This window comes from Novipirellula rosea (genome assembly GCF_039541335.1).
Classification (GTDB): Bacteria; Planctomycetota; Planctomycetia; order Pirellulales; family Pirellulaceae; genus Novipirellula; species Novipirellula rosea.
Genome location: NZ_BAABGA010000029.1, coordinates 167,407 through 190,353 on the forward strand (window position 1 = coordinate 167,407; position 22,947 = coordinate 190,353).

General features: G+C 54.9%; 25 protein-coding genes. 10 read left to right on the forward strand and 15 right to left on the reverse strand.

From position 1 onward, the window contains the following. Positions 1-10 precede the first annotated feature (10 nt). From cysN to rsmG, 3 genes are all read right to left on the reverse strand, one after another. Positions 11-1,954 (reverse strand): sulfate adenylyltransferase subunit CysN, encoded by a 1,944-nt coding sequence (cysN, locus tag ABD971_RS10570; RefSeq protein ID WP_339941177.1) that lies wholly within the window; start codon positions 1,952-1,954, stop codon positions 11-13. 54 nt (positions 1,955-2,008) lie between these two features. Beyond that, entirely contained in the window at positions 2,009-2,920 is a 912-nt protein-coding gene (cysD, locus tag ABD971_RS10575) for a sulfate adenylyltransferase subunit CysD (RefSeq protein ID WP_339941227.1), read from the reverse strand. 147 nt (positions 2,921-3,067) lie between these two features. Next, positions 3,068-3,733: a 16S rRNA (guanine(527)-N(7))-methyltransferase RsmG gene (rsmG, locus tag ABD971_RS10580; protein WP_345321836.1), complete on the reverse strand. Its 666-nt coding sequence runs from the start codon at positions 3,731-3,733 to the stop codon at positions 3,068-3,070. A 188-nt stretch (positions 3,734-3,921) separates the two neighbouring features. Here rsmG and ABD971_RS10585 point away from each other — a divergent pair, with 188 nt between their 5' ends. Next, complete coding sequence (locus ABD971_RS10585; RefSeq protein WP_339941181.1) at positions 3,922-4,326, forward strand: gamma-glutamylcyclotransferase family protein; 405 nt, start codon at positions 3,922-3,924, stop codon at positions 4,324-4,326. Between the two features lie 246 nt (positions 4,327-4,572). Here ABD971_RS10585 and ABD971_RS10590 read toward each other — a convergent pair whose 3' ends face one another. Then, complete coding sequence (locus ABD971_RS10590; RefSeq protein WP_339941183.1) at positions 4,573-5,580, reverse strand: helix-turn-helix transcriptional regulator; 1,008 nt, start codon at positions 5,578-5,580, stop codon at positions 4,573-4,575. A 223-nt stretch (positions 5,581-5,803) separates the two neighbouring features. On the opposite strand from ABD971_RS10590, the gene ABD971_RS10595 reads away from it, so the two are divergent. The 4 genes from ABD971_RS10595 to ABD971_RS10610 all read left to right on the forward strand — a co-directional run bounded on the left by ABD971_RS10595 (position 5,804) and on the right by ABD971_RS10610 (position 10,861). Further along, positions 5,804-6,787 carry a 2-hydroxyacid dehydrogenase gene (locus ABD971_RS10595; protein ID WP_345321839.1) on the forward strand — a complete coding sequence of 328 codons (984 nt, stop codon included), beginning with the start codon at positions 5,804-5,806 and terminating at the stop codon, positions 6,785-6,787. A gap of 388 nt (positions 6,788-7,175) precedes the next feature. Then, positions 7,176-8,141 (forward strand): DUF1559 family PulG-like putative transporter, encoded by a 966-nt coding sequence (locus tag ABD971_RS10600; protein WP_339941187.1) that lies wholly within the window; start codon positions 7,176-7,178, stop codon positions 8,139-8,141. Between the two features lie 107 nt (positions 8,142-8,248). Then, on the forward strand, positions 8,249-8,743 hold the full coding sequence (locus ABD971_RS10605) for a transthyretin-like family protein (RefSeq protein ID WP_345321841.1): 495 nt from the start codon (positions 8,249-8,251) through the stop codon (positions 8,741-8,743). Positions 8,744-8,860: 117 nt separating this feature from the next. Then, positions 8,861-10,861 carry a LamG-like jellyroll fold domain-containing protein gene (locus tag ABD971_RS10610; RefSeq protein WP_345321843.1) on the forward strand — a complete coding sequence of 667 codons (2,001 nt, stop codon included), beginning with the start codon at positions 8,861-8,863 and terminating at the stop codon, positions 10,859-10,861. 138 nt (positions 10,862-10,999) lie between these two features. On the opposite strand, the gene modA is transcribed toward ABD971_RS10610, so the two are convergent. The 8 genes from modA to ABD971_RS10650 all read right to left on the reverse strand — a co-directional run bounded on the left by modA (position 11,000) and on the right by ABD971_RS10650 (position 17,223). Next, on the reverse strand, positions 11,000-11,794 hold the full coding sequence (gene modA, locus ABD971_RS10615) for a molybdate ABC transporter substrate-binding protein (protein ID WP_345321845.1): 795 nt from the start codon (positions 11,792-11,794) through the stop codon (positions 11,000-11,002). A gap of 140 nt (positions 11,795-11,934) precedes the next feature. Continuing rightward, positions 11,935-12,477, reverse strand: a complete 543-nt coding sequence (locus tag ABD971_RS10620; protein ID WP_345321847.1) for a Uma2 family endonuclease — start codon at positions 12,475-12,477, stop codon at positions 11,935-11,937. Positions 12,478-12,575: 98 nt separating this feature from the next. Continuing rightward, positions 12,576-13,016: a DUF3293 domain-containing protein gene (locus ABD971_RS10625; protein ID WP_345321849.1), complete on the reverse strand. Its 441-nt coding sequence runs from the start codon at positions 13,014-13,016 to the stop codon at positions 12,576-12,578. A gap of 15 nt (positions 13,017-13,031) precedes the next feature. Further along, positions 13,032-14,255 (reverse strand): threonine/serine exporter family protein, encoded by a 1,224-nt coding sequence (locus ABD971_RS10630; RefSeq protein WP_345321852.1) that lies wholly within the window; start codon positions 14,253-14,255, stop codon positions 13,032-13,034. A gap of 256 nt (positions 14,256-14,511) precedes the next feature. Next, positions 14,512-14,919 (reverse strand): hypothetical protein, encoded by a 408-nt coding sequence (locus ABD971_RS10635; RefSeq protein WP_345321854.1) that lies wholly within the window; start codon positions 14,917-14,919, stop codon positions 14,512-14,514. Between the two features lie 491 nt (positions 14,920-15,410). Further along, positions 15,411-15,797, reverse strand: coding sequence for a hypothetical protein (locus ABD971_RS10640; RefSeq protein ID WP_345321856.1), 387 nt, complete (start codon positions 15,795-15,797; stop codon positions 15,411-15,413). Positions 15,798-15,951: 154 nt separating this feature from the next. Beyond that, positions 15,952-16,194, reverse strand: a complete 243-nt coding sequence (locus ABD971_RS10645; protein WP_345321858.1) for a hypothetical protein — start codon at positions 16,192-16,194, stop codon at positions 15,952-15,954. Between the two features lie 576 nt (positions 16,195-16,770). Continuing rightward, the gene (locus tag ABD971_RS10650; RefSeq protein WP_345321860.1) at positions 16,771-17,223 is read right to left on the reverse strand and encodes a hypothetical protein; all 453 of its coding nucleotides are present in this window, start codon (positions 17,221-17,223) and stop codon (positions 16,771-16,773) included. Positions 17,224-17,401: 178 nt separating this feature from the next. Between ABD971_RS10650 and ABD971_RS10655 the strand changes: the two genes are divergently transcribed. Further along, positions 17,402-17,635, forward strand: coding sequence for a ribbon-helix-helix domain-containing protein (locus tag ABD971_RS10655; RefSeq protein ID WP_345321862.1), 234 nt, complete (start codon positions 17,402-17,404; stop codon positions 17,633-17,635). Between the two features lie 24 nt (positions 17,636-17,659). Then, on the forward strand, positions 17,660-17,944 hold the full coding sequence (locus ABD971_RS10660; protein ID WP_345321864.1) for a type II toxin-antitoxin system RelE/ParE family toxin: 285 nt from the start codon (positions 17,660-17,662) through the stop codon (positions 17,942-17,944). A 147-nt stretch (positions 17,945-18,091) separates the two neighbouring features. Here ABD971_RS10660 and ABD971_RS10665 read toward each other — a convergent pair whose 3' ends face one another. Then, positions 18,092-18,634 carry a hypothetical protein gene (locus ABD971_RS10665; RefSeq protein ID WP_345321866.1) on the reverse strand — a complete coding sequence of 181 codons (543 nt, stop codon included), beginning with the start codon at positions 18,632-18,634 and terminating at the stop codon, positions 18,092-18,094. Between the two features lie 340 nt (positions 18,635-18,974). Between ABD971_RS10665 and ABD971_RS10670 the strand changes: the two genes are divergently transcribed. Both ABD971_RS10670 and ABD971_RS10675 read left to right on the forward strand, forming a co-directional pair. Continuing rightward, complete coding sequence (locus ABD971_RS10670; protein ID WP_345321868.1) at positions 18,975-19,232, forward strand: hypothetical protein; 258 nt, start codon at positions 18,975-18,977, stop codon at positions 19,230-19,232. Between the two features lie 14 nt (positions 19,233-19,246). Further along, on the forward strand, positions 19,247-19,570 hold the full coding sequence (locus tag ABD971_RS10675; RefSeq protein WP_345321870.1) for a helix-turn-helix domain-containing protein: 324 nt from the start codon (positions 19,247-19,249) through the stop codon (positions 19,568-19,570). A 157-nt stretch (positions 19,571-19,727) separates the two neighbouring features. Here ABD971_RS10675 and ABD971_RS10680 read toward each other — a convergent pair whose 3' ends face one another. Further along, positions 19,728-20,282, reverse strand: coding sequence for a hypothetical protein (locus ABD971_RS10680; protein WP_345321872.1), 555 nt, complete (start codon positions 20,280-20,282; stop codon positions 19,728-19,730). A 4-nt stretch (positions 20,283-20,286) separates the two neighbouring features. Further along, positions 20,287-21,675: a tyrosine-type recombinase/integrase gene (locus ABD971_RS10685; protein ID WP_345321874.1), complete on the reverse strand. Its 1,389-nt coding sequence runs from the start codon at positions 21,673-21,675 to the stop codon at positions 20,287-20,289. A 413-nt stretch (positions 21,676-22,088) separates the two neighbouring features. Here ABD971_RS10685 and ABD971_RS10690 point away from each other — a divergent pair, with 413 nt between their 5' ends. Continuing rightward, positions 22,089-22,814 carry a methionine-R-sulfoxide reductase gene (locus tag ABD971_RS10690; protein ID WP_345321876.1) on the forward strand — a complete coding sequence of 242 codons (726 nt, stop codon included), beginning with the start codon at positions 22,089-22,091 and terminating at the stop codon, positions 22,812-22,814. Positions 22,815-22,947 lie beyond the last annotated feature (133 nt).

The window sequence follows — 22,947 nt, forward strand, 5'->3', positions numbered from 1 at the left end:
GCAGACGTGATTAGCGGATGATTTCGCGAGTTCGCAGCAGCTTGACGATGGCGTCAGCACATTCATCGATACTCTGTTGACTCGAATCGATTGTCAAATCAGGGGTCGCCGGTTCGTCGTACTCGGCCGTCACACCGGGGAAATTCAGAAGTTCACCGGCGTCGGCTTTGGCGTATTGGCCCTTGGTGTCTCGCGTTCGGCAAACGTTGACCGGGGTCGCCACGTGGACCACCAAGAATCGATCTTCGCCGATCAGCTTGCCGACCTTGCTTCGCACCTCTTCGGACGGTGCCACGAACGCGGCGACGCAAATCATGCCCGCTTGGTTCAGTGCGTGTGCCAAGTGAGCACTGCGGCGAAGGTTTTCGCTACGGTCGGCAACCGAGAATCCAAGGTCGCGGCTCAGCCCACGGCGAACGCTTTCGCCATCGATCATCGCGGCGGCGCGGCCTTGCTCGAACAGTTTCCGTTCCACCGCAAGCGCGATCGAGGTCTTGCCGCTGCCGGTTAATCCGGTCAACAGCACCGTGGCCGGTTTCTGACCAAATCGAGCTTCCCGTTCCGCGGGGGTCACGGCCGAAACTTCGTTCGGGTCGCCCGAATCGCTCGCTTGCAGATCATCGTCCCAGATGCTCTTGGCATCACTGTCGCCCGATTTATCCAAGATCATTCCGGCCGCCACGGTGGCGTTGCTGATCCGGTCGACCACGATGAAAGCACCCGTGCTGCGGTTGCGACGGTACGCATCAAAATGCAGAGGTCCGCTCAGCGAGATGCTGACGCGTCCGATTTCGTTTAGTTCCAACTGCGGTGCCGGCTCGCGATGCAACGTGTTTACGTCAACGCGATACTTCAGCGTGTCGATCGTGCCGGGTAACGTTTGCGTGGTGTGTTTAAACAGATACGTCTTGCCCGGAACCATCGCGTCGGAGTCCATCCACACCAACATCGCATCGATATGATCGCGGCTCTTGGGAAGGTTGCCGGCGCGGACGATCATGTCACCGCGGCTGGCGTCGATTTCGTCTTCGAGCGTCAGCGTGATCGAAAGCGGAGCAAAGGCTTCGTCCAGATTCCCGTCAAACGTGACGATCTCTTTGACTTTGGATTTTTGCCGGCTTGGCAGCACCATGATCTCTTCGCCGGGACGAATGATGCCCGAGGAGATTGTGCCACAGAAACCACGGAAATTCAGGTTTGGACGGTTCACGTATTGAACCGGCATGCGGAAATCTTGCAGGTTGCGATCGCTGCCGATGTACACGGTTTCCAAGAAATTCATCAGCGTGCTGCCGCTGTACCACGGCATGTTCTCGCTGCGATCGACCAGGTTGTCTCCTTTCAGTGCACTGATCGGAATGAAGTGCAGGTCAGGCAGATCCAATCGTGTTGCAAAGGATCGATAGTCGTCACAGATCTCGTTGAATCGCTGTTCGTCAAAATCGACGATATCCATCTTGTTTACCGCCACGATCACGTGGCGAATGCCCAGCAGTGAAACGATGAAACTATGACGCCGAGTTTGCGTTAAGACGCCGTGACGTGCATCGATCAAGATCACAGCCAAGTCGGCGGAACTAGCGCCCGTGGCCATGTTGCGAGTGTATTGTTCGTGCCCCGGCGTGTCGGCGATGATGAATTTTCGCTTCGCTGTGCTGAAGTAGCGGTAGGCCACATCGATCGTGATGCCCTGTTCCCGTTCGGCCTTTAAGCCGTCGGTCAGTAGCGCGGGGTCGAAATTACCGCCCGTTGTGCCGATCTTTTTCGAGTCGGCTTCGAGTTGCGATAGTTGGTCCTCGTAAATCATCTTGCTGTCGTACAGCAAGCGGCCGATCAGGGTGCTTTTGCCATCGTCGACACTGCCACACGTAATGAACCTCAGCAACTGCTTGTGCTCGTGCTGCTTCAAGTAGGCTTCGATATCGGTAGCGATCAGGTCAGATTTGTGGGACATGCGTCAAATATGAAGTTGAAAGGGTGGCGTTTGGCGTGGGCAGGACACCAGTTTCTAGAAGTATCCTCGGCGTTTCTTTTCTTCCATGCCGGCGCCGCCTTCGTCTTGATCGATGATGCGGCCTTGTCGCTCACTGGTCGTCGCCAACAACATTTCTTGGATCACTTCGGGCAGCGTTGTCGCTTCGCTTTCAACCGCGCCGGACAGCGGATAACAACCGAGCGTACGGAAGCGAACCATGCGGGTTTCTTCCTTTTCGCCTTCCAACAGCGGCATGCGATCGTCGTTTCGCATCAGCAGCACACCGTTTCGATTGACCACCTTGCGAGGGGCGGACAAGTACAGCGGGACGATCGGGATATTTTCCAGGTGGATGTACTGCCAAACGTCTAGTTCCGTCCAATTGCTCATCGGAAAGACGCGAATCGATTCGCCTTTGTTCACGCGGCCGTTGTACAGATTCCAAAGTTCGGGGCGTTGGTTCTTGGGGTCCCAGCGATGCGCTTTGTCACGAAAGCTGAACACGCGTTCTTTCGCGCGGCTCTTTTCTTCGTCACGACGGGCACCGCCAAAGGCGGCGTCAAAGCCGTATTTGTTCAAGGCCGCCTTGAGCGCGTCGGTCTTCATCAATTCCGTGTGCCGCTCGCTGTCTTCCCACGGTTTGATGTCGTGCTTTAGACCCTCTTGGTTGATGTAAACGAGCAGGTCCAAACCGAGCTCTTTTTTCACCAAGTTGTCGCGGAACTCGATCATCTCGCGGAATTTCCACGTCGTGTCGACATGCAACAGCGGAAATGGGATTTTGGCAGGAGCAAACGCTTTTCGTGCCAAATGCAACAGCACCGCCGAGTCTTTGCCGATCGAATACAGCATGACGGGCTTGTTAAATTCCGAGACCACTTCACGAATAATGTGAATGCTCTCGGCTTCAAGTTGCTTGAGGTGAGTTAGGTTGTAGTCCGACATCGCGCCGAGGAATCGAGTGCAAAAGGGAGAGGGCTGGGCCATTTTTGGCCACGTTCAATGCACGAGTATAGACGTTCGCCGATCTGTGACTAGGTGAACCTGCTGCGTGGCTCGGGTGAATCCGCAGCAGGCGTGCTTTGGCGGACGCTAGTTGTAGCGAGCACCGCGGGGGCCGGCGGGCCAAATCTGCAGAATCACCCCTTCACTGGCCTCGTCATCGCCCAGCGGATAGGTCGCAACGCGACGCAGTTGCAGATTCGCGAGCGAGCCGAGGTGACGTGCTTCGCCCCGTTCTTCGACCCATTTAGGCCCTTTGATCAGCAGCAGACGATCGACGCTGGCCCAGTGGGGTTCGATCCAGCGACAAAATTTGGCAATGCTGCCGACCGCGCGGCTGACCACGCTCGAAAAACGGAAATCCTCGAGCAAATCTTCACCCCGGGCAGCGTAAACCGGCACCGGCAAGCCAAGTTCTTCGATGATCTCGCCCAACGCGTTAGCACGCTTGGCCACCGATTCGGCCAGCGAAACTTCGATATCCGGCCGCAAAATCGCCAGCGGAATTCCGGGAACCCCGTTGCCGCTGCCCAAATCCAAAACCTCCTCGCCCGCCTCTAAAAGCGGAGCCAATTGCAGGCAATCACGCAAATCGCGGCTGACGAACAAGTCCCAGGTCGTGTGACGGGTCAAATTCAATTGCTCGTTCCATCGCCACATCGCTTCGGCATAGGCCTGCAGCTTTAGCGCGATCACCTCGTCGATTTCCATCGAATGAGCGTCAAGGGCAGCAGCAAATTCAGGATCCAATGACATCGGCAAATAGTAGCAAAGAGAACTGGTAACAAAGGGGAACAATCATCATCATGCATCAAGCTGCGATTGAGAACCAGAGCACCGCAGGATCTTCGCCGCTGCATTCGGATTATATTTTCAGCTCGACTCGCTCGGGTTATGGTTTTGCCAAGCCGGACGATCCTCTTTAGCCAGCAAAATGGACCACCATGCTGACATCGGTCTTTGTCTACGGAACGCTCAAACGGGGTGAATGTCGCGAGTCGCTTTGGCCCTGCAGTCCCGCGTCGATCCAAATCGGTTGGACGCGGGGGACGCTGTTTCATCGTCACGATTATCCGGCAATGCAGGCGGGCGAGGACCGAGTTCGGGGCGAATTCTGGAGCTTCACGAATGAGCAAATGCCGCAAGTGCTGAAGGTTTTGGACCAGATCGAAGGGACGAATCAGCCTGGTTTCGACAATCTGTACCACCGCGTCCGCGTCGAGGTGTACGCGATCGATGACCAGCTCCTCGGGACCGCGTTTGGCTATCATTACGCCACCGATCCGCTCGCTGACGGATTCACCCGCGTCGTTCCGGCCGAACCCGACGCGTGGATCCAATGGCCGTAATCCGAATTTGGCATTCTGTGAATGCATTTTTAGCGTAGCGGAAGTCGTCGACGGCTTTTGCTCCACGGCGAGTCCCCTCCGAGACAGTGAGCCATGGGCCGTAACGCACCGGGTAGTGCGTCACACCCGGCCGCTCACGCGCGAGCGGCTCACTAAACCATCAGCCCGCACCCCCTAGTAAAATAGCTCCGCTAGCAAAAGTCGATAGCTTTGGGGCTACACCGCCAGCGTCAAGTTATTGCCGACTCAGTATTTCGCCGCCATTCCTTGCACCGCTTCGGCGACCGCGTCACGGAACTCTTTCGGCTCTAGGACCTCGGCGTCCACGCCCAACGACAGCACTTTGGGCAGTACTTCACGGGGATGGGCTGCTGGGACGGTCAGGATCGAGGTGCCATCGTCCTGCAATTCCATTCGTTGTTCCGGGTGCCAGGGGTCTTCACTGACCCACGCGGCAGCTCGCTCGCCCAAGCGAATGTGGACGATCGTCGGCGATTCGCCTGAAAAAATCCCAATACCTCGCCCCAGCCGGTCGGCCAGTTCGATGCTGGGGTCGGGCTTGAAATATTCGTCTAGCGCCACAGCGTGGCGGAAACGGTCGAGTTTCCAGTTGCGTAACCGCTGGCTCGGCTCTTTGACCTCCGGCGCCGTTGCCACCACGTAGATGCTGCTCTGGTAAACCGCCAATCCGTACGGTTCAATTCGCCGCGTCGAGACCGGTTTGCCCACCGACGCGTACTGGATCTCGACCACGCGGTGCTCGAGAATCGCACGATTGAGTGTTTTCAGCATCCCTTCGTGTTGTTCGTACGTCTTGTTGGGCGATCCGAACACGTACAGCGTTTTACGGTAGCGGTCATAGTGTTCAAAGACGCCGTCGGGAATCACTTCACGGACCTTGTTCCAGAACGTCTCGATCCCTCGCCAATATTGGGTTCCCAGCAGCGGGTACAGCAATTCGCGTCCGATCGACAGCGCAATCAACTCGGTCGCGGAGATCCCAATCTCGTGAACGCCCTTGTTGTTGCGGCCCAGTTTGAAAACCTTGCCGCGTTCGAGCGTTTCACTTTGGATGTCAAAACCGGCCGCTTGCAGCGCCTCGACATCGCGGCGAACCGTTCGCTCGTGCAGCGTCGTTAGCCCCAAGTCGCTGACCAAATCATCGCGTAATTCGTCAAGCGTCTTGCCGAAGCGTGACATTTCTAATAATTGAAGCAGCTTGTGTTGGCGAATCAGTTGTTCGTTGCGTGCCATTCAGAAACCCCCTCCGCGGGTCGAGAAGTATCGTCAAAAAGCGTCCAGACAATCTCCGATTGTCACCCCCCCTGTTTTCGATTGGAATGTGTCGAGCCACGATTGCCAATCCGTCCTACGACAATCGGTGCTAGGATCGACGGGCACATCCGTTACGATATCGCAGACGTAAAAAAGCCGTTTTCTCCCTTCCACCGATTGCATAGCACCCAGGTTCTTTCCGATGAGCGATCTGCCCCGCATCTTTCTTACTCGCGAGTTGCCGCCAGCCAGTATGAAACGGTTACGAGAAAGTTCGCAGTTAACGATGAATCACGAGGATCGCTCGCTGAGTAAGCAAGAACTGCTTGCGGGGCTGCAAGGCGTCGATGGTTTATTGTGTCAATTGACCGATATCATCGACGACGAGGTGCTTGCGTCGAATCCCAATTTGAAGGTGGTTTCTAATTACGCCGTGGGGTTCAACAACGTGGATGTCGCTGCGGCCACGAAGCGAAAAATTGCGGTCACGAACACCCCCGGCGTGCTCAGCGATTCGACCGCCGATATGGCGTGGGCGTTGATGTTCGCGGTGGCCCGCCGCGTGGTCGAAGCTGACCGCTTTGTCCGCGGCGGACATTGGCAAGGCTGGGCTCCGCTGCAATATCTAGGGCTCGACATCAGCGGCAGCACGCTTGGGCTTGTTGGGCTGGGACGCATCGGCCGCGCGATGATCCAAAGGGCCAAAGGATTTGATATGAAGGTGCTGTATTGGAACCGCACGCGAATGGGGACGGATGAAGAACGCGAGCTGGGCGTCGAGTATGTTGAGCTTGACGAATTGCTCGCTCAAAGCGATTTCGTCTCGCTGCACGTTGCCTTGACCGAAGCCACGAAACACTTAATCGACGAACGGCGACTTGGGCAAATGAAGCCAACGGCATATCTGATCAATACCGCTCGTGGTCCGGTGGTCGATGAAAAGGCGCTTCTGCGAGCGCTGCAGACCAACGCGATTGCGGGCGCGGGATTGGATGTGTTCGAGAATGAACCAGAAATTGAAGCGGGACTGTTTGAGCTCGACAACGCGGTTCTCGCGCCGCATCTTGGCAGTGCCACAATCGCCACTCGCACCAAGATGGGCGAGTTGGCCGTAGAGAACTGTCTCGCCGGATGCACCGGAAAACGCCCAGCCAACTTGGTCAACCCCGATTACGATCGCGATTGATTCGCGTCCTCAGCCGGACGTCCTATTCAGTCCGAGAGGTTTCCTGTTCGGACCACCATTTTGTGGAACCGTCACAAATATTTCTCGGCAGTTTCACGCCCCTCCTTAGAAGGCTCGCCCGCGGGCTATTGGGCTGGATTTCCACTTAGTGGTTGCCTTAGTGCGACTTGGAATTGCCCTTCGTTTTGCCGCGTTTTTCACTGCCGGGGGGCTCTTCGGCGGATCGGGTCAGCTACACGATTCCTTCACATTTCGTTGACGGAAACCTCATCGCGTTTCTCTATTCTTCCGCCGATTCAGATGACTGTGGTCTGAATTTGAAAAGCGAAACCACGCTGGAAGCGATTGCTCGTTTGCAGCGAAGTCCCCCATAACGGAATTGAAAAACATGCAGTGGAATCTCACCTCCGCGAAGCTTCCTCGCCGCCCTTTACGCGGCGCATTCACTCTGGTCGAGCTGTTGGTTGTGATTGCGATCATCGGTGTATTAGTCGGGCTGCTTCTGCCCGCAGTTCAAGCCGCTCGTGAAGCGGCGAGACGCATGTCGTGTAGCAATAACTTGAAACAAATTGGTTTGGGGCTCCACACCTATCACGACACCTTTCGCGTTTTTCCTTACGGCTGGGACAATCGTGGGATGACCTGGAGCGGTCATATCTTGCCGCAAATCGAGCAAGCGAACCTGTACCAAACTCTGATCTTTCAAGAGAGTGGACCGGGGAACTGGGATTCGGATGGTTCGCCCAACGAAATCGCCGTCAGCACTGTGATCCCGACTTACCGATGTCCCAGCATGGCGCTAAAGGAACACTTGGATTACAACGGAATCCCCGAGCGTGTTCCCGGCAGCTATCGCGGTAGCGCGGGCACCGAATCGAGCTCCGACGATACCAGCACCGCAGTGGCTGGAACCAAGGGACTCGAAAACCTTGATCAAGACGGCATTTTCTATGCCTGTAGCAAAACCAAGTTTCGCGACATCATCGACGGAACCTCCAACACGATCATGATCGGCGAATCCTACACCGACCCTGAATTTGTCAAAGACGGTCAGGGAATGGATTACTGGTATATCGGTTCGCCACAAGCCGATCCATGTCGCTGCGATGGTGGCACCGGCGGTTCGGAGTTCTCGGAAGTCGTCGGCACCACGATCGCCCAAATCAATGCGATTCGCAAAGCGCCGACAACCAGCGGCTATTTGATGGAACTGTCCTTTGGCAGCTATCACGTCGGTGGTGCTCATTTTTCGATGAGTGACGGTGCGGTACGTTTCATCACCGATTCACTCGATATGGAAACGTACAAGGCCATCGGGTCGCGTGACGGACACGAAGTCGTGACCGAGTACTAAAAACAGCACCGAAACTTCCTTTCATTTCATTTAAAGCCAAACTAAAACATCACGGGGCAGACAGCAGGCTGCGAACTTGCTGTCGCTCAGTGAAGGAGTCAACTAGCATGCGTCCTCATTTACAAGCCACAGCGTTCATCACCACCGCGTGTATCGTGCTTGTGCTTTCCACTCTCGGTTGCGGCGGATCGCTGGATGCCGACTACTCCAGCATCGGATTGGTTCCCGTCTCGGGCACGGTGACGCTCGATGGCGAACCGATCGAGGGTGCCGTCGTCTTTTTTGAAGCGGATGATCGCACGTTTTCGTATGGCACGACTGATGATTCGGGCCATTACGAACTGAAATTCAACAGCAAAACGACGGGGGTCACCCAAGGTCCCAAGACGGTGCGAATCAGCACGGTCGCCAGTACGGGCGAACGAGGAGAAGAAGACGAGGAAGAGTCCGAGTCCGAATCGAGTGCACCTAAAGCAAAGCGGACCGAGCGTTTTCCCGTGACTTACAACAAAAAATCCGAGTTGCAGGTCAGCGTCTCCGATTCTCAGACGACTTTCAATTTTGATCTACGCGGCGACGGAACGACCAAGAATGCCTCGTAGCGACGCTTGCGAACCCGCTTCTCGGTAGCCGGTGAAATTTTTAGGTATCATGAGATGGTTTGCGTCTCGCCCCATCCCTTCCTTCCTCCCCCTCTCCCCCACGGTCTAACTAACAACATGTCACGACTACTTCTGCATTGCTCTGTTTTCTCGCTGTTAATTTTGTGTGTTCCAAACGCTCAAGCTCATGAGGGCCCGCATCCTCATGTGCACAGCAAGACTCGCGGTCACAATGATGCGGGTAAATTCTTTACGACCCGCAAATCATCGCGGGTTCTGCCGCTGGCCAAAGAAGAGGATGTCTTTCACTTTGTCGTTTATGGGGATCGCACCGGAGGCGTGCCAGCGGGTTTGAAAGTGCTCGAACAAGCGGTCATCGACACCAATTTGCTCGATCCTGATTTGGTCATGACCGTGGGCGATTTGATCCAAGGTTACAACGACGCGCCGTTGTGGATGGAACAGATGGCCGAGTACAAAGAGATCATGGATCGTTTAAAGATGCAGTGGTTCCCCGTCGCTGGGAACCATGACGTCTATTGGCGTGGTGAGGGCAAAGCTCCTCAAGGCCAACACGAAACCAACTACGAAAAACACTTCGGGCCGCTTTGGTACACGTTCCAGCACAAAAACGCGGGCTTTGTGGTTCTGTATAGTGACGAAGGGGATTCGGCCACCAACGAAAAAGGGTTTAACGAGGGTCGGTTGCAAACGATGAGCCCCGAGCAGCTGGATTTCTTGCGTCAGTCGCTGGAAAAACATAAGGATCTCGAACACGTTTTCTTGTTCTTGCATCACCCACGCTGGATCGGTGCCGGTTACACCGACGGCAACTGGGATGAAGTTCACGGGATTTTGAAGGCGGCTGGAAACGTGAGTGCCGTATTCGCCGGTCACATTCACCAAATGCGTTTTGATGGACCCAAAGACGGGATCGCCTACTACACGTTGGCGACCACCGGAGGCCATTTGTCGGCCGACATTCCTGGGGCAGGATACTTGCACCATCTAAACGTCGTGACCGTTCGCAAAGAAAGTGTCACCGTTGCGGCGTTGCCCGTCGGGTCGGTCATCGATCCAACCGAATTTACTCCTGAATTTCTGGCCGACGTCAACAAGGCTCGCAAGATCCGTCCTGAAGAGGTCGACAACAACTTGATGCTGCAGATTGATGGATCGGCTTCAGGCGAGCTAACGTTCTCGTTGACAAACACTTCGGCCCAACCGATCGAAGCCACCGCGTCGCTGGACCCAGTGAACCGAGACTGGACCACCACGCTCGACCATCAACATGTGACGATCGAAGCAGGCAAAACACTTCAATTGTCCTTCGGTTTACAACGCAAAGCCGATTTGCAAGCTGAACTGACCAACCCACGCATCCGCATGGATTTGCATTATGTTGGCCAGTCGACACGGATCAATTTGCCACCGACCTCGACTCCGATTTCGATGAAATTGGCCGCTGTTCCCGCCGACTATTTCAGTGGCAGCGAGAATCGCTGCTTGAATGTCGTCGATGAACGATCGGTTGTGCGAGTGGATTCTTCGGAACTGAAACTTCCTAATGGGCCTTTCACAATCGAAGCATGGGTTAACCCGGCACAAACCGAAGGTCATCGCGGTTTGATCGCAAAGACTCAGCAGAGTGAGTTCGCCTTCTTTATGAATGAAGGGGTGCCGCAATTTGATGTGAATCTAAAGGGCAAATACAACAGTGCAAAAGCCACGGATGTGCTGCCTGTGAATCAGTGGTCTCACTTGGCGGGCGTCTATGACGGCGCCGAAGTCAAGCTGTATGTTAACGGGACGCTTGTGGGTTCCAAAAAGGCCACCGGCAAGCGAACGACTAACAAATTGCCGCTGTTCATCGGAGCCGATCCCGACACGCAAGGCCAAGCCACGCGTCCGTTCCTGGGCAAGATCGACGAAGTTCGAGTGTCCAAGAAAGCGATCTACACCTCTGACTTCAAGCCCGAGCGACGCTTGGTTGCGGCATCCGAGACCGTGCTAATGCTGCATCTGGACCGTCAATTTGGGCCGTTTGTGTTGGATCAAAGCAAGTCGGCTGCGAAGGGAACGCTCGGCGTCGAAGCCAAGCTTGTACCTGTTCAGTAGTGATGCGTTGCAGCTTGATTTTAGGGTAGCGGAACTCGTCAAGAGTTTCGTCTTTTCAGCTAAACGTCGAAAGTCTTGACGACTTCCGCTACGACTTGCACCCTGATTTCTGACTGTAACGTAGCAGCTGCTGCCCTTTCAGTCGCTGACATCAAAGCCGTAGTTCTTGTAGTGCTCGCGAGAGCGAGCACTACGGGAAACGTAACGGGCAAAATGCTCCGCCGCTTCTAGATGGTTCGTTGTCGCGATGATGCCGATCGAAACCTGGGAAGTCGCGTTTTGGAGTTCCGCGATGCGAACCAGTGTGAGGTTCGGATAGGTGTGCAGCACCGCGTCGTAAACGATGCCCGCGTCGGCGGATCCTGCTTCGATGTCGTTCGCCACCTCGTTGACCGACGTGCGATATCCAATGGTCGCCGCATCGATCGCGTCCCAGCGTCCCAAACGCTTCAGTGCTGTCTGAGTCACCTTGCCGATCGCAGCCGAGTCGGGACTTGCTTGAACAAAGCGAATGTCGTCTTGCAGCAAATCTTCGAGTTTGGAAATCGCGTGAGGGTTGTCTTTTTTAACGGCCACCACGGCATGCATCATCGCGATCGGGAATTGCTGTGTAACAAGCTGCTTCTGTTCCGCGATCTTCAAATAGCTGTCGTCCGCAGGCAGAAACAGATCGCCCGTCTTGCTGACGGCAATCGATGACAACAAGGTTTGCGACGGGCCATATTGAACGTGAATTTGCCGCTGAAATTCACGCTGGTAATCACGCACGATCTGTTCCATCACGCCTCGGTTGCTGGCGGCACAGTACAGCATCAAAGGCCGTGTATCGACATCGCGATCGGAACTGCGGTTCGTATCAGTAGCAAACAGCAGCGCCACGCAAATGACGAAGACGATGACCGATCCGCCGGCTAGTAACGAAATTCGATTCATGAGTGAAGGCTAACAAGGAGCGATTGCGAGCGGAGTTTGTGAGTCGTGGGCCGTAACGCACAGGATAATGCGTGGAACCCGGCCCCTGACTCACGAGCGGCTGACTAAATCAACTCGCCACGGTTCCTGGTTAGCTGTCCTCAATGCCGAAAAAGTTTCGTAATCGGGATCGAAATTTCACAGTCCTCGCAAAGTCGCAAGCCAAGTTCGTCGCCCGCGACGTGTGTATCGTAGCTGCCGTCGGCAACTCGGGAATCCACTTGAACCGTCTTCGCCTCGACGTCAATGATTAGATAGACGCCCACTCCTTCGCGATGGTAAAGCTGTCGCTTATAGCCCAGGTCGTTTTGACGTGTTGAATCCGACAAAACCTCGGCGACCAGCGCCGGAGTGTTCTCGCAATGCTGCTCTGGTGGTGGACCGCACACGACGAGCACATCGGGACGAACGACCGTATCACGACTCACAATCCAATCGAGTTCGACCAGCGGATTTGCATCGCAGCCCGCCGCTTCCACCGCGTTGCCAAGCATGCGAATTAGCTGCGTTACCACGTCTTGATGCACACCAAACGGACTAGGGCTCATCGCGATCGCAAGCCCTTCCCACAGTTCCCAGTCGCCCTTCCAAAGCGAATAGTCATCGACGGTGTAGTGAGGAGCAAATTTTAAGGCAGCGGACATTGCATCAATTCCAAGGGGGTGCCGCCATTATAACGTCAGCAAACAAGGTCGTCACTTGTTGGATTTAAGCTGCCAGACGCTTTGCAGCGTGGTCGACATCAGCGTGATTCCGATTCAGAAGTCAAAAAGACTAGTTCCGCAGCACTACCGACACGTCCGATGACGATCGCGTTCTGGTGGTATTTCCTGCCGATATCGGCTGCGGATGAAGGGGCTAATCCGAGCACCAAAAAACTGGCTTCGGGCGGCCATTGCCCCTTGGGGTCGATGCCGGTGCCGTGCCAGTACGAGTAGCCGAGACGGGCAATCTCGCACTCTAGTTGCTCGTTCATCGCACGATTTTGTGGCGGCGTCTTTAGAGTCGAATGAGGGTTATAGGCGGTGATGAAGGCCCACTCGTTCACCGCTTCGTTTCGCAGTGCATCGTCCAGCACGGGATGTTTGTGCCCAATGCGAATTGCAACGGATTGTTCCGGCAATTCGCACCAGTAAATTGTTTGCCGATAGGCAGACTCGAGCTCTTCCGCCGGCGTTTTCATGTGAGCGTTCTTGGATTACAGAATTCGATTCGGGGGGACGAGGGCGTTGGACATCAGCAACCCACCGACCAAACACATCGCAATCATCACCGTGTGAAATCCAATCTCGATACCCGCGATGGTTTCATGATCCAACATCGCAATCAGCGATCGATAGCCAAACGATCCTGGAACTAGGATGATCATCGCGGGCGTTTGCACGATCAACGCGGGACGACCACGGAAACGAGCGTACAGGTTGCTGCCACATCCGACTGCCAGTGCTGCAGAAAACGAGGCGACTTCGGAACCGTAGTGCGGATCCACCGAGCGAAGGACCAAAATGCCCAGCATTGAAACACTGAAGATCGCCGGCCACTGAGCCATGCGAGCCTGAAAGATGATGGCAAATGCCATCGGGGCAATCAGCAGTGCGATCCATTGCCAATAAGTTCCTGTGACCGCAATTTTTTCAGGAATATCACGCCACGGGAGTGCAAAACGCCAAGCAATCGCAGCGCCCAGCAGTAGCGTAAATAGCATCACAATCGCGCCGGCAAGACGAGCCACGCCGGCCGACAAATGCCCTACCGCTAACTCGGTAAGGGCGACGGTTAGCCGGAGTCCTGGCAGCAGCACGACCAACCCCGCTAGCGTGACCAAGCGGTCATCAATCGGGACGACGAAGTGGGCAATGGCAAGCGACAAGATCGCCGCCACAAAACCCGAGATCGGATGCAGCAGGCTTGGTTCACCACTGAATCGTTCGGCCGTCCGCTCGATCACGGCGATGACCAACCCGATCACCATCGCGGCCAGTACTTCGGCGAGCGACCCTTGGAATAGCGTGGCAAGTACGCCACAGCCGGTTGCACAGGCGAGCGCGAACGGGATAAACCGATAGGTCGGCTCGCTGTGATCGATTTCGCGAAGGCGTGAAGCGGCGATCTTGATTGTGATTTCACCCCGCTCGAGCTTTCCCAGGACATCGTCGGCTTGGAACAGCTTGTCGACATGCATTTCGCGTGAATCCACGCGGCGGACCACCGTCTCTTCGCGGGTCCCGTTGGTGATCGAGATCACCAGCGCCGTGGGCGTATACAGAAATACCGCTTCCACCCCCAGCGATGATGCCACTTGTGTCATCACACGCTCGAGTCGGTGCGAAGGCGTTCCGTAGCGGTGCAAGATCATTGCCGCGTGAATCAGAAACGCATTGATCGCCGACTTTCCGGTAGGGGTGGAGGGTTCGCTTGGCACTAAGGTCGGACTGTGAAAGAGAATTTGGCCACGGATTTGGCGTCGGAAATTGTAAGCCACTCATTCTTGCCGATCGCTCGTTTCCTCGAAAGAGGCTACGAGAACCATATCTCAAAGAGGTCAACCATCTCCGAATACCGTTCGCTGTCCGTGCCAAAATGATCGCGGTCGGCGAAGACAGCCCGCATGGCCATTCAAGGAAGGTGTGCCGAAGGCCTGGCGTAAAAACCATGTTGTGCGGCAACACGAGCGTGGGCTACGCGCTGTTGGCAGAGTGGCGAACAGCGGACAGCACCATAGGAACGGCCATTTCGGCGTCGAATGCAAGTCCACGAACCCACGCATTGTCCCACGGCGAATCCGCGATGGGCATGGGATACGCAATGTCGAAGGCGAAAGTCTTGGGGCCGTCGATGACGGGTTGGATCGTAGCGACAGTTGCGGCACGATAATCGTCGACGTTGAGGAGCCGCAAGCGAAAGTGTGACGTTACGCCGAACAGTGTTGGCCCGTCAGCCACAGAAAGTGCATCGAGCAAGCGAACCATGTTTGCGATCATGTCTGCGTTGGTGTCATTGCCGCGAGAACGGTATCCATCACTCTCGCGGGTGTAGAAATCGGAGAGAGTTCCGTTTTTCTGGTCGGTGATGCGGATGATTTCCATACGGGAGTTGCCGCACAACGGAGTTATGTACGACTCGGTGTCGTACTTTATGGGGAGGAGACTCTACGCTGGAGGCTCGCTTCTAATTACCCCGATTCTATTTCATTGTTGCTGGAAAGGTACTGTGGGCGACTAATTAGTTCGGTGTGTAGGAATTGGCCTTACGAAACATCGCTTCATCGATCAATCAAGCAAAGGTGAATTTACAGGAAGATGAGGGACAGCAAAATGGTCAGCCCCCAAATGCAACATCTTCATTTTCGTGTCACCCATTTTCTTGTTTTCTTCTCAATGTAGTACTCCATCCGGGGAACTGCGATGCATCGAGCTGTACTCCCCACACGCGATTGGTCATGTCAACCGACGTCGCGTAAACGATCCTGCCGCCTCCCACCACGAAGCGGCTCGCCTTGAACATCAGTTTGGGATCAGGCTCGTCCCTTGCTGACCCCAACCCCTAAAAAGTTGTCGGGCTGGTCCACTTGGTTACGCTATGACCAAAACAGGGCGTATACGACGAGTGCCCCAAGGAAGAGGCCCAAAATCGCAGCAGTGATCATCGCGGTGGCGGAGCGATACTGTGTAACTTGCGAGTGATGCAGCGATTGGCGTCGTTGCGATTCCTGTTCAATCCAGTCGGGGGCATCCAGAACGAATCCCTCGCCCGTTGGGTCGCCCAGAAGCATGCATTGCAGATGAGGATATTCGGCGACAACCGATTCGCAGTAACGGATCGCGTCGTCGCGCGAGTCAAATGGGATTGTGGTTGGATTGGGACGACAGTTGTATTTGTCGAACGGTGGAGATGGCTCGCCGACGATTCCAGTGAACGGATCGCAGTGAACTACCCCGATTCCAGCAGGTTCGTCGTTTGTCATCCGAGGTCGTTAGGTCCGACAACGGAAGTTTTTTACGACACCACCCTAAACGAAGCGAGCGATGTCTAAACTACAAGAGATTGTACCAATGCCATGGCCAGTTGCCAAAGAGCCAAGGTGTGCCGAAGGCCTAGCGTAAAAGCCATGTTGGGCGTCACTCGCAGTGCGGATGTGTCGTGGAGACGGTCCAGTCAAAGTAGTTGACAAACGCGTGAAGCAGGCATGCTTCGCATTGCGCTTTAAACGGCCCATCGCGTGCAAACGGGCTGTCATTCGCGAGCCATTCGTCGCCCCAGTCAACAGCACTGTCGGTAAACGCTTCGCAGCAGTGAGGGCAGCGAAGCTGCTTAACACGGTCGCGAAACGACAGCCCATCGTCTTCACGCGATTTGGTCATTGTGTTTGGAAGATCCAGCGATCTCTTTTTACGTTTACGTGCCAATAGTCCGTGACGCCCAACGGGAGGTTTTTGCCGACGCCGTTCGTGACCGAAGTGAGATAACGTGGCAAGCCATTTGATTCTACCAACGGAGTAAAGGTCAAACAACCAAATGAGGCGACCGCGGCGTGACCAGCCAGACGAAGTTACCAAAGCGAATGAACGTGACCAACCGAAAGACTCACCACCGACGAAGCCGCGGCCTTGCGGTGCAACCATGTTAGGCGACCGTTGACTCGCCGTTCACGCAGCACAGACCATCCAGCCATTCAAATTAGTGCTTGATTAGAGAAGATTAGTGTTCCGCGTAGCGCCCGAGTTTGGGAACACTAATCAGCGCTAATCGCACACTAATCGGTGCCGCGTCAGAATCACGTCACCGCCGCCAACAAAAATCGCTAGGTCGCCTAACGGGAGGTTTTTACGACACCGCCCTAAACGAAGCGAGCGATGCCTGAACTACGGAAATTGTACCAATGCCATCGCCCGTTGCCAAACAAGCGAAGGTGTGCCGAAGGCCTAGTATGTTAGGCGTCACTCTGGGACGTACAGCAATTGCAACGTCGCCATGCGCTCATCAAGTCCGAGACGTTCGATGTCACCGTCAGGCATGAAGATGTCAACAAAACCGCATGCAAACCAAATGTCGCCGGTCTTGCGAACACCGGGAGCCGCAAATGGTGTCAAGTTGGCATCGCAGATCACGAGGGTGATCTCGCCGTGATCACCTGACCAATAGTACGCAAGTCTATCGTAGCTCCGCGAAAGTTGGGGGCGCTGCGAATCGAGCCGAGCTAGTGCCGATGAATCAGTAATGCGATAGTCACGAACAATCTCTGCGATTGTGCGTTCTGGGTCGGCCCAATCGGTGTCAGAATCAGTTTTGGTGTTGGCAAAGCCGAGCGAGTTCGCAATTTGCGCTACCGCGTCAATTACAGATTGCTGATTCCAATCGTCGCGGAACACAAGTGGGTAAAACGCTGCCAATTATCTGTGCCGCCCAACGGAAGGTTTTTACGACACCGCCGCTACCAACGCGGAGGTGTTTTGAACTGAATCGGATTGTATAATGAGAGCGAGCCCAGCACCACGTCGAAGGTGTGCCCGAAGGGCCTTTGCGTAGAAACCATGTTGTGTGACCCGGCAGCCCCGATTGGAGGTATCCATGAATGTACAGCTTAGCCCCGATTCAATGCAATTCGTAGAGGGTTTGGTAGCGTCAGGACAGTTTGAGTCTACAGAGGCTGCGGTTGATGCTGGCGTGCAGTTATTGAAAAGCCAGCAGCAGTTGCGCGCGGAAATTCAAAAGGGGATTGATGAGCTAGACGCGGGTCAAGGAATCGACGGAGATGTCGTGTTCAGCGAATTGCGAGAACGCGCCAAGCAGGCGATGGAGTAAGAAGGCGATGGAGTCATCCGAGTGATGCCAAGGTTAATAATTGCACCGTCCGCGCAGCAGGATTTGTCGGACATCTACGATTACATCGCACGCGACAAACCCATTGCTGCGGCTAACTGGGTCGAGAGAATCGAAGAGAAGTGCAAGCTCATCGCGACAACGCCCGAATTCGGTGAACGGCGTCCTGAGTACGGTGCCGACATCCACAGCAGTGTGGTTGGTCGCTACGTGATATTCTTCAGGCCAATCAGGGACGGTATCGAAGTCGCACGCGTGATCGCCGGAGACCGTGACATTCGTTCACTCTAGGGGCACACAACGGAAGGTTTTTACGACACCGCCCTAAACGAAGCGAACGATGTTTGAACTACGAGAGATTGTACCAAGGCCAGCGATCGTTGCCAAAGGACGAAGGTGTGCCGAAGGCCTAGCGTAAAAACAATGTTATGCGACCGGTCAACCATTGAGGGCCATGAACGTGAGAAAGCCCTCGTCTGTAGCTGCGCAAATGTGAGCCTCGCTGGTTGATTCAAACAGAAAGCCCTCGTTGATGTTGAGTTCAGAGAGCCAAGCAAATTCAGGTGGCAATTGCCAAGCAGCAATGCGTCGCTGAATGGCAAATCCAGCGTAGATCGAATCGTTGTCCGTAATGTAACGGACGAATCCGGCGACGCCAGTCGCTAGATCATCGGGACGAAACCAGTCGAGGTCAGGTTCCGAGTCCCTGATTATGCTCTGCTGAATGGAGCAGGTGTACGCCTCGAAAAGCGCAAAGTCGAGTATGTCGGTCGCGGTATCGCGCGGGTAGAGTCCAGCGTAATGATCGAGTTCTGTGCCGCGCCAGTTGGCGATAGCGTACGCGCGACGAACTGGCAGAGCGCCAAGTGGACCACGTGATTCGTGGAACGGCCATCGTCCGGACGCCCACGCAGAAAACGTGTCGCGATCGTTTACGCGTTCGTCGCAGCAAGAAAACGTGGATAGTCGATCATTGATCACGGAAGGTCGCATAACGGAAGGTTTTTACGACACCCGTCCTCAACGAAGCAAACGAGCTTGAACTACCGAACATCGTACCAAAGGAACGCTGGTTGAACAAAGAGCGAGGGTGTGCCGCTGTCTCCATCGGAGCAAAACGTTACCGAAGCAAACGACGTTCATGGCCGAACGAGTCTCCAAATGAGAGCGGCCTTAGCGTAAAAACCATGTTACCCGCCTGCGGCGACCCTTGACAATATGTCAATCCTTGCGTATCGTTGTGAATGTAGCGGTTTTGGCGTGGTTGGACTGCGTCACGTTCATTATTTCATGGACGTTAACGAGTTGAGGGAAAGACAATATGAATCCCGTACGACAGCGCATTGAAGAATTGCTGGTGGACATGGAGGAGTATCGTGAAGCACCAGACAAGTCTGGGTTTACTGATACCGACCACTTGCTGACCTACGTTGAAAATGAACTTGAGGACTGCATGCTGGAGCTCCTGAATTTGCCGATCCCGGAACACCGATCGCTTTTGGATCGTGTGATTCGCGGTGTCGATCGAATTGGAGCTGTTGGCGCGTCTGTTGGCAAGTTGATTGACCTGTTTCGTTAAATAAGGACGGAATCATGAAAGTACAAGAAGTGGATATCGGAAACGCAATTCGCGAACTTCGCGAGGCGAAGGATGTAACGCAAGAAGAAGTTGCGAACGCGTTGGGAGTGACAGTCAATTTCATCAGCCAAGTTGAAAACGGGCGACGAAAGCTGTCGTCAACCAAGATGGAAACGCTGGCTGGATTTTTTGAAATACCTCTGTCGTTCATTTACGTGTTGGCCGATGACGGCCGGAAAAAGGGCGTTGGGTTACTCCAGAATCTGGTTTACAAGTCGTTGGCGATTAAGCCATCGGAACGGCCAAAACTGCGGCAGAAGGCTGCCACGACCAAGTGACTAGCGGGCGGGTAACGGAAGGTTTTTACGACACCGCCCTGAACGAAGCGAACGATGTCTGAACTACAAAAGATTGTACCAAGGCCATGGCCCGTTGCCAAAGAGCCAAGGTGTGCCGAAGGCCTAGCGTAAAAACCATGTTGTCCGCCCACTGCGGTCAGCCATTAGAGAGAAACGTGCCGATAGATTTAACCAATGGCTCGGCCTCAGGTGTGTGCGCGGTCACGAAGAAGCCAGACCAATTGTCCCAGTCCAGACCGATTGAGCAGTTGCCACACGAGTACCCGCCGATCAGTTGGTCGGGGCCAATCACGAGATCGGACGTTGGTTTCAACCCGAAGTGCTCGACGATTCGAGCTACGAGTTTGGGGTAGTCAGTGGAGTCAACGTCGAACATCTCGAAGCACAGGCAATCACTGGCGTCTCGGTGGTATTCTCCAGTGGGTTTGGGCATGGTTCTGGAGCGGACAACGGAGTTATGTACGACTCGGTGTCGTACTTTATGGGGGAGGAGATCCCACGCTGGAGTCTCGTTTTTAATTTCCTTGATTTTAATCCATTTTTGTTGACGAGGTATTACTGGTTGCTGCAAAATTTGTTCGCTTTGTGGAATGGGGTTCCAGCTCCCTGTTGCCCTCTGTGCGAAACCGCAGCCAGCTTGTTTGCGATCACGACGGTCTTGTCCGGAGCTTGCCGTTGCAACATTCAGCAACCGCTTACTTCGGTGGCGAGCGTTGAGGGAGCCTCAAATACCGACCGGTGATCTGCATTTGTAGCATTGTAAAAAATTCCGCAGTGGCAAACCGCTCTTGCTGTTCTCTTGTGAGCCAGCGAAGTGAGTCACTCCATTGCTCCTCAGGCGGAATCGATAGCGTCACAAATCCTGGTCGCTCCATCGTCGCAGTGATGCCCGTAAAGTAAATTGGACGATCCCCGTTCTGCACGGCGATCGTGACCCGACTCGACAACAATTCGCCTGCCAAATCGTACTCGGGCTTGAAATGCAACCTGAGAATTCCGGCCCGTTTGCGTTCGCGAGTTTTGATCGGCTTTGACGGCAACTTGGCATCGATCGACGCGGTCGGATCTGGAGTGGCGGACGACTCGATTTGGTCCAGCGGACTGGGCAACATGCCTTCGCCCGGGCGGGCAATGTGGACGTAGATCGTCGTCGTTTCTAAATTCACATGCCCCAGCGCCCGTTGAATACGGCGAATATCGCAGCCGTTTTCATAACTGTGCGTGGCGAAGCAGTGACGGAGGGTATGCGGGGTGGCGTGTTTTTTGATTTCCGCAATATTCACCGCCCGGGCCATCATCCGCTCGGCCGTTCGTGGCGACAGATGGCGGCCTCGTTTCTCGCTCGGAAAAACATACTCCGATGCGTCGTGCTGATCGCCGAGACTTTTCAGCAGTGGCCGGTAGCTGTTGGGCAATGTGACCGATCGATCGGCGCGCCCTTTGCCTTGCCAAACGCTGATCATGCCGCGATCAAAATCAATGTCGCGATAGCGAAGTCGCACGACTTCACTGACCCGCATCCCGGTCGCATACATCAACCCCAAGCAAAGTTTGTCTCGCAGCGAGGGTGTCGCTTGCAGCAGTCGCTGGACCTCGGCCGTGCTGAGGATGACCGGCTTGCGTTTCGGTTTTCGGGGGGTGGCGATCCCGAGCGTGATCTCGCGAAAACACATTTTGTCAAAGATCGTGCGGATCGCTGACAAGTGCCCCGAAACGGTGGACGAATCAAGGCCAGCATCTACCAAGTATGCGAGGTAATCACGAACGTGCTCGCGGGTAATCGCGTGCGGTGCGTTGCCAAACCAACGTAAAAATGATTTCAGATAGCTACGGTAATTCGATTGCGTGTTGAACGAAAAGAAGTTGATTTTTAGTTCACGCCGGATGATTCGCAGAAACTCGGCCGCAGTAGGACGAACGGAATCAAGATCGATCACGGCTAACCGGCTCGATAAAAAGTCCTCGATCGCCTCGCGTGGTGCGTAGCGGCCGCGAGGCTGAGTGTACAGTCGCCCATCGCGGTAGACGCCCAGCCAACGTGTCGACAAAGGACTTGTGCCGCTGTGAGAAGAAGAAGTGTTCATGCCTTGGGTGCCCCAATATGCAATGAAGAGAGCGGAGTCGCGTTGAGCCGTCGCTGTTGCACGCGGATCGAAACGCAAAATCGGGGAACCAGCCTACCACACTTTCCGTGGCTTCCCTAAAAGATTTTGCCTTGCAAGCATTGCAGGATGGGCATAGTAGGAGGGGCATAGATGCCTCCGATCCGCGAGAGACGAATTGCTCGCCGTTGGTGCACCAGTGGTCGCAATGAACGGGTTGCCGATGAAGCGGTCTTGCTGCGAGTGAAGGAACGCCATCGGCTTGGAGAGCCGTGCCGACAATGGGCGGCTAAAAAGGGGGGACCCATCGAGCTATTTCGCGGCTAGAATGGAGAACGATCGGAGATCCGATCTCACACCGAAATGACTAATGATTCGCTCGTAGGAGAATTCGCTTGAGACTGCCTGCCATTTTCCCCCTCCTTTTGGCCGGATGTTTCGCTGGATGCGAAACGACCACGTCGCTGCCCAACGGCGATGCCGCCAACCACAATGCCGCAAGCACAGAATCGGCTGGCTCGCCGCAAACTGCCGCGACTTTCGTCTCGGCTCCCGCCGACCCGGCCGACAATGCCTCCACCCAGCTCCAAAACGACGCGGGAGCCGAAACGACGGAGGCGGCGGATGCTCCGTTTGCTTTCAATCCGCTCAGCGAACGCGAAGCTTATGTGATTCTGCACAAGGGAACCGAGCGAGCGGGAATCGGGGAATACACCAACTTGAAGGACCCCGGGCTCTATATCTGCCGCCAATGCAATGCTCCGCTATACAAATCCGATAGCAAATTTGAGAGCCATTGCGGATGGCCCAGCTTTGATGATGAGATCAAAGGGGCGGTCCAGCGACATTTGGATGCCGATGGCGTGCGGATCGAAATTGTCTGCAGTAACTGCCAGGGGCATCTCGGCCACGTTTTCGAAGGCGAGCGGTTCACTGCCAAAAACACTCGCCACTGCGTCAACTCGATCTCCATGCGATTTGTCCCTCAAGGCAAAAAGCCGCCTGCCGTGATCAAAGCCCCCGCAGCCAAGAAAACGAACGCGGAGCAAGCTGCTGTGAAAAACAGCGAAGCAGAAGAGGAAAAGCAGATAGAGGAAAAGCAGATAGAGGAAAAGAAGTAGGAAGTAGCACGTTCCACGACCTTTCGAATTGCATGAGAATTCTCGAAGAATTGCGAAGTGATTGGCCTGCGGCGGTCTCTTTAGGCTTATCACTCGCTTTTTCTTTCATCCCCGAACGACGATCATGCGAATT

What these genes read in the sequence shown, in the direction of transcription:
- cysN (WP_339941177.1), bottom strand. Translation starts at nt 1,954, where the DNA reads ATGTCCCACAAATCTGACCTGATCGCTACCGATATCGAAGCCTACTTG.
- cysD (WP_339941227.1), bottom strand. Translation starts at nt 2,920, where the DNA reads ATGTCGGACTACAACCTAACTCACCTCAAGCAACTTGAAGCCGAGAGC.
- rsmG (WP_345321836.1), bottom strand. Translation starts at nt 3,733, where the DNA reads ATGTCATTGGATCCTGAATTTGCTGCTGCCCTTGACGCTCATTCGATG.
- ABD971_RS10585 (WP_339941181.1), top strand. Translation starts at nt 3,922, where the DNA reads ATGCTGACATCGGTCTTTGTCTACGGAACGCTCAAACGGGGTGAATGT.
- ABD971_RS10590 (WP_339941183.1), bottom strand. Translation starts at nt 5,580, where the DNA reads ATGGCACGCAACGAACAACTGATTCGCCAACACAAGCTGCTTCAATTA.
- ABD971_RS10595 (WP_345321839.1), top strand. Translation starts at nt 5,804, where the DNA reads ATGAGCGATCTGCCCCGCATCTTTCTTACTCGCGAGTTGCCGCCAGCC.
- ABD971_RS10600 (WP_339941187.1), top strand. Translation starts at nt 7,176, where the DNA reads ATGCAGTGGAATCTCACCTCCGCGAAGCTTCCTCGCCGCCCTTTACGC.
- ABD971_RS10605 (WP_345321841.1), top strand. Translation starts at nt 8,249, where the DNA reads ATGCGTCCTCATTTACAAGCCACAGCGTTCATCACCACCGCGTGTATC.
- ABD971_RS10610 (WP_345321843.1), top strand. Translation starts at nt 8,861, where the DNA reads ATGTCACGACTACTTCTGCATTGCTCTGTTTTCTCGCTGTTAATTTTG.
- modA (WP_345321845.1), bottom strand. Translation starts at nt 11,794, where the DNA reads ATGAATCGAATTTCGTTACTAGCCGGCGGATCGGTCATCGTCTTCGTC.
- ABD971_RS10620 (WP_345321847.1), bottom strand. Translation starts at nt 12,477, where the DNA reads ATGTCCGCTGCCTTAAAATTTGCTCCTCACTACACCGTCGATGACTAT.
- ABD971_RS10625 (WP_345321849.1), bottom strand. Translation starts at nt 13,016, where the DNA reads ATGAAAACGCCGGCGGAAGAGCTCGAGTCTGCCTATCGGCAAACAATT.
- ABD971_RS10635 (WP_345321854.1), bottom strand. Translation starts at nt 14,919, where the DNA reads ATGGAAATCATCCGCATCACCGACCAGAAAAACGGAACTCTCTCCGAT.
- ABD971_RS10640 (WP_345321856.1), bottom strand. Translation starts at nt 15,797, where the DNA reads ATGACAAACGACGAACCTGCTGGAATCGGGGTAGTTCACTGCGATCCG.
- ABD971_RS10645 (WP_345321858.1), bottom strand. Translation starts at nt 16,194, where the DNA reads ATGACCAAATCGCGTGAAGACGATGGGCTGTCGTTTCGCGACCGTGTT.
- ABD971_RS10655 (WP_345321862.1), top strand. Translation starts at nt 17,402, where the DNA reads ATGAATGTACAGCTTAGCCCCGATTCAATGCAATTCGTAGAGGGTTTG.
- ABD971_RS10660 (WP_345321864.1), top strand. Translation starts at nt 17,660, where the DNA reads ATGCCAAGGTTAATAATTGCACCGTCCGCGCAGCAGGATTTGTCGGAC.
- ABD971_RS10670 (WP_345321868.1), top strand. Translation starts at nt 18,975, where the DNA reads ATGAATCCCGTACGACAGCGCATTGAAGAATTGCTGGTGGACATGGAG.
- ABD971_RS10675 (WP_345321870.1), top strand. Translation starts at nt 19,247, where the DNA reads ATGAAAGTACAAGAAGTGGATATCGGAAACGCAATTCGCGAACTTCGC.
- ABD971_RS10685 (WP_345321874.1), bottom strand. Translation starts at nt 21,675, where the DNA reads ATGAACACTTCTTCTTCTCACAGCGGCACAAGTCCTTTGTCGACACGT.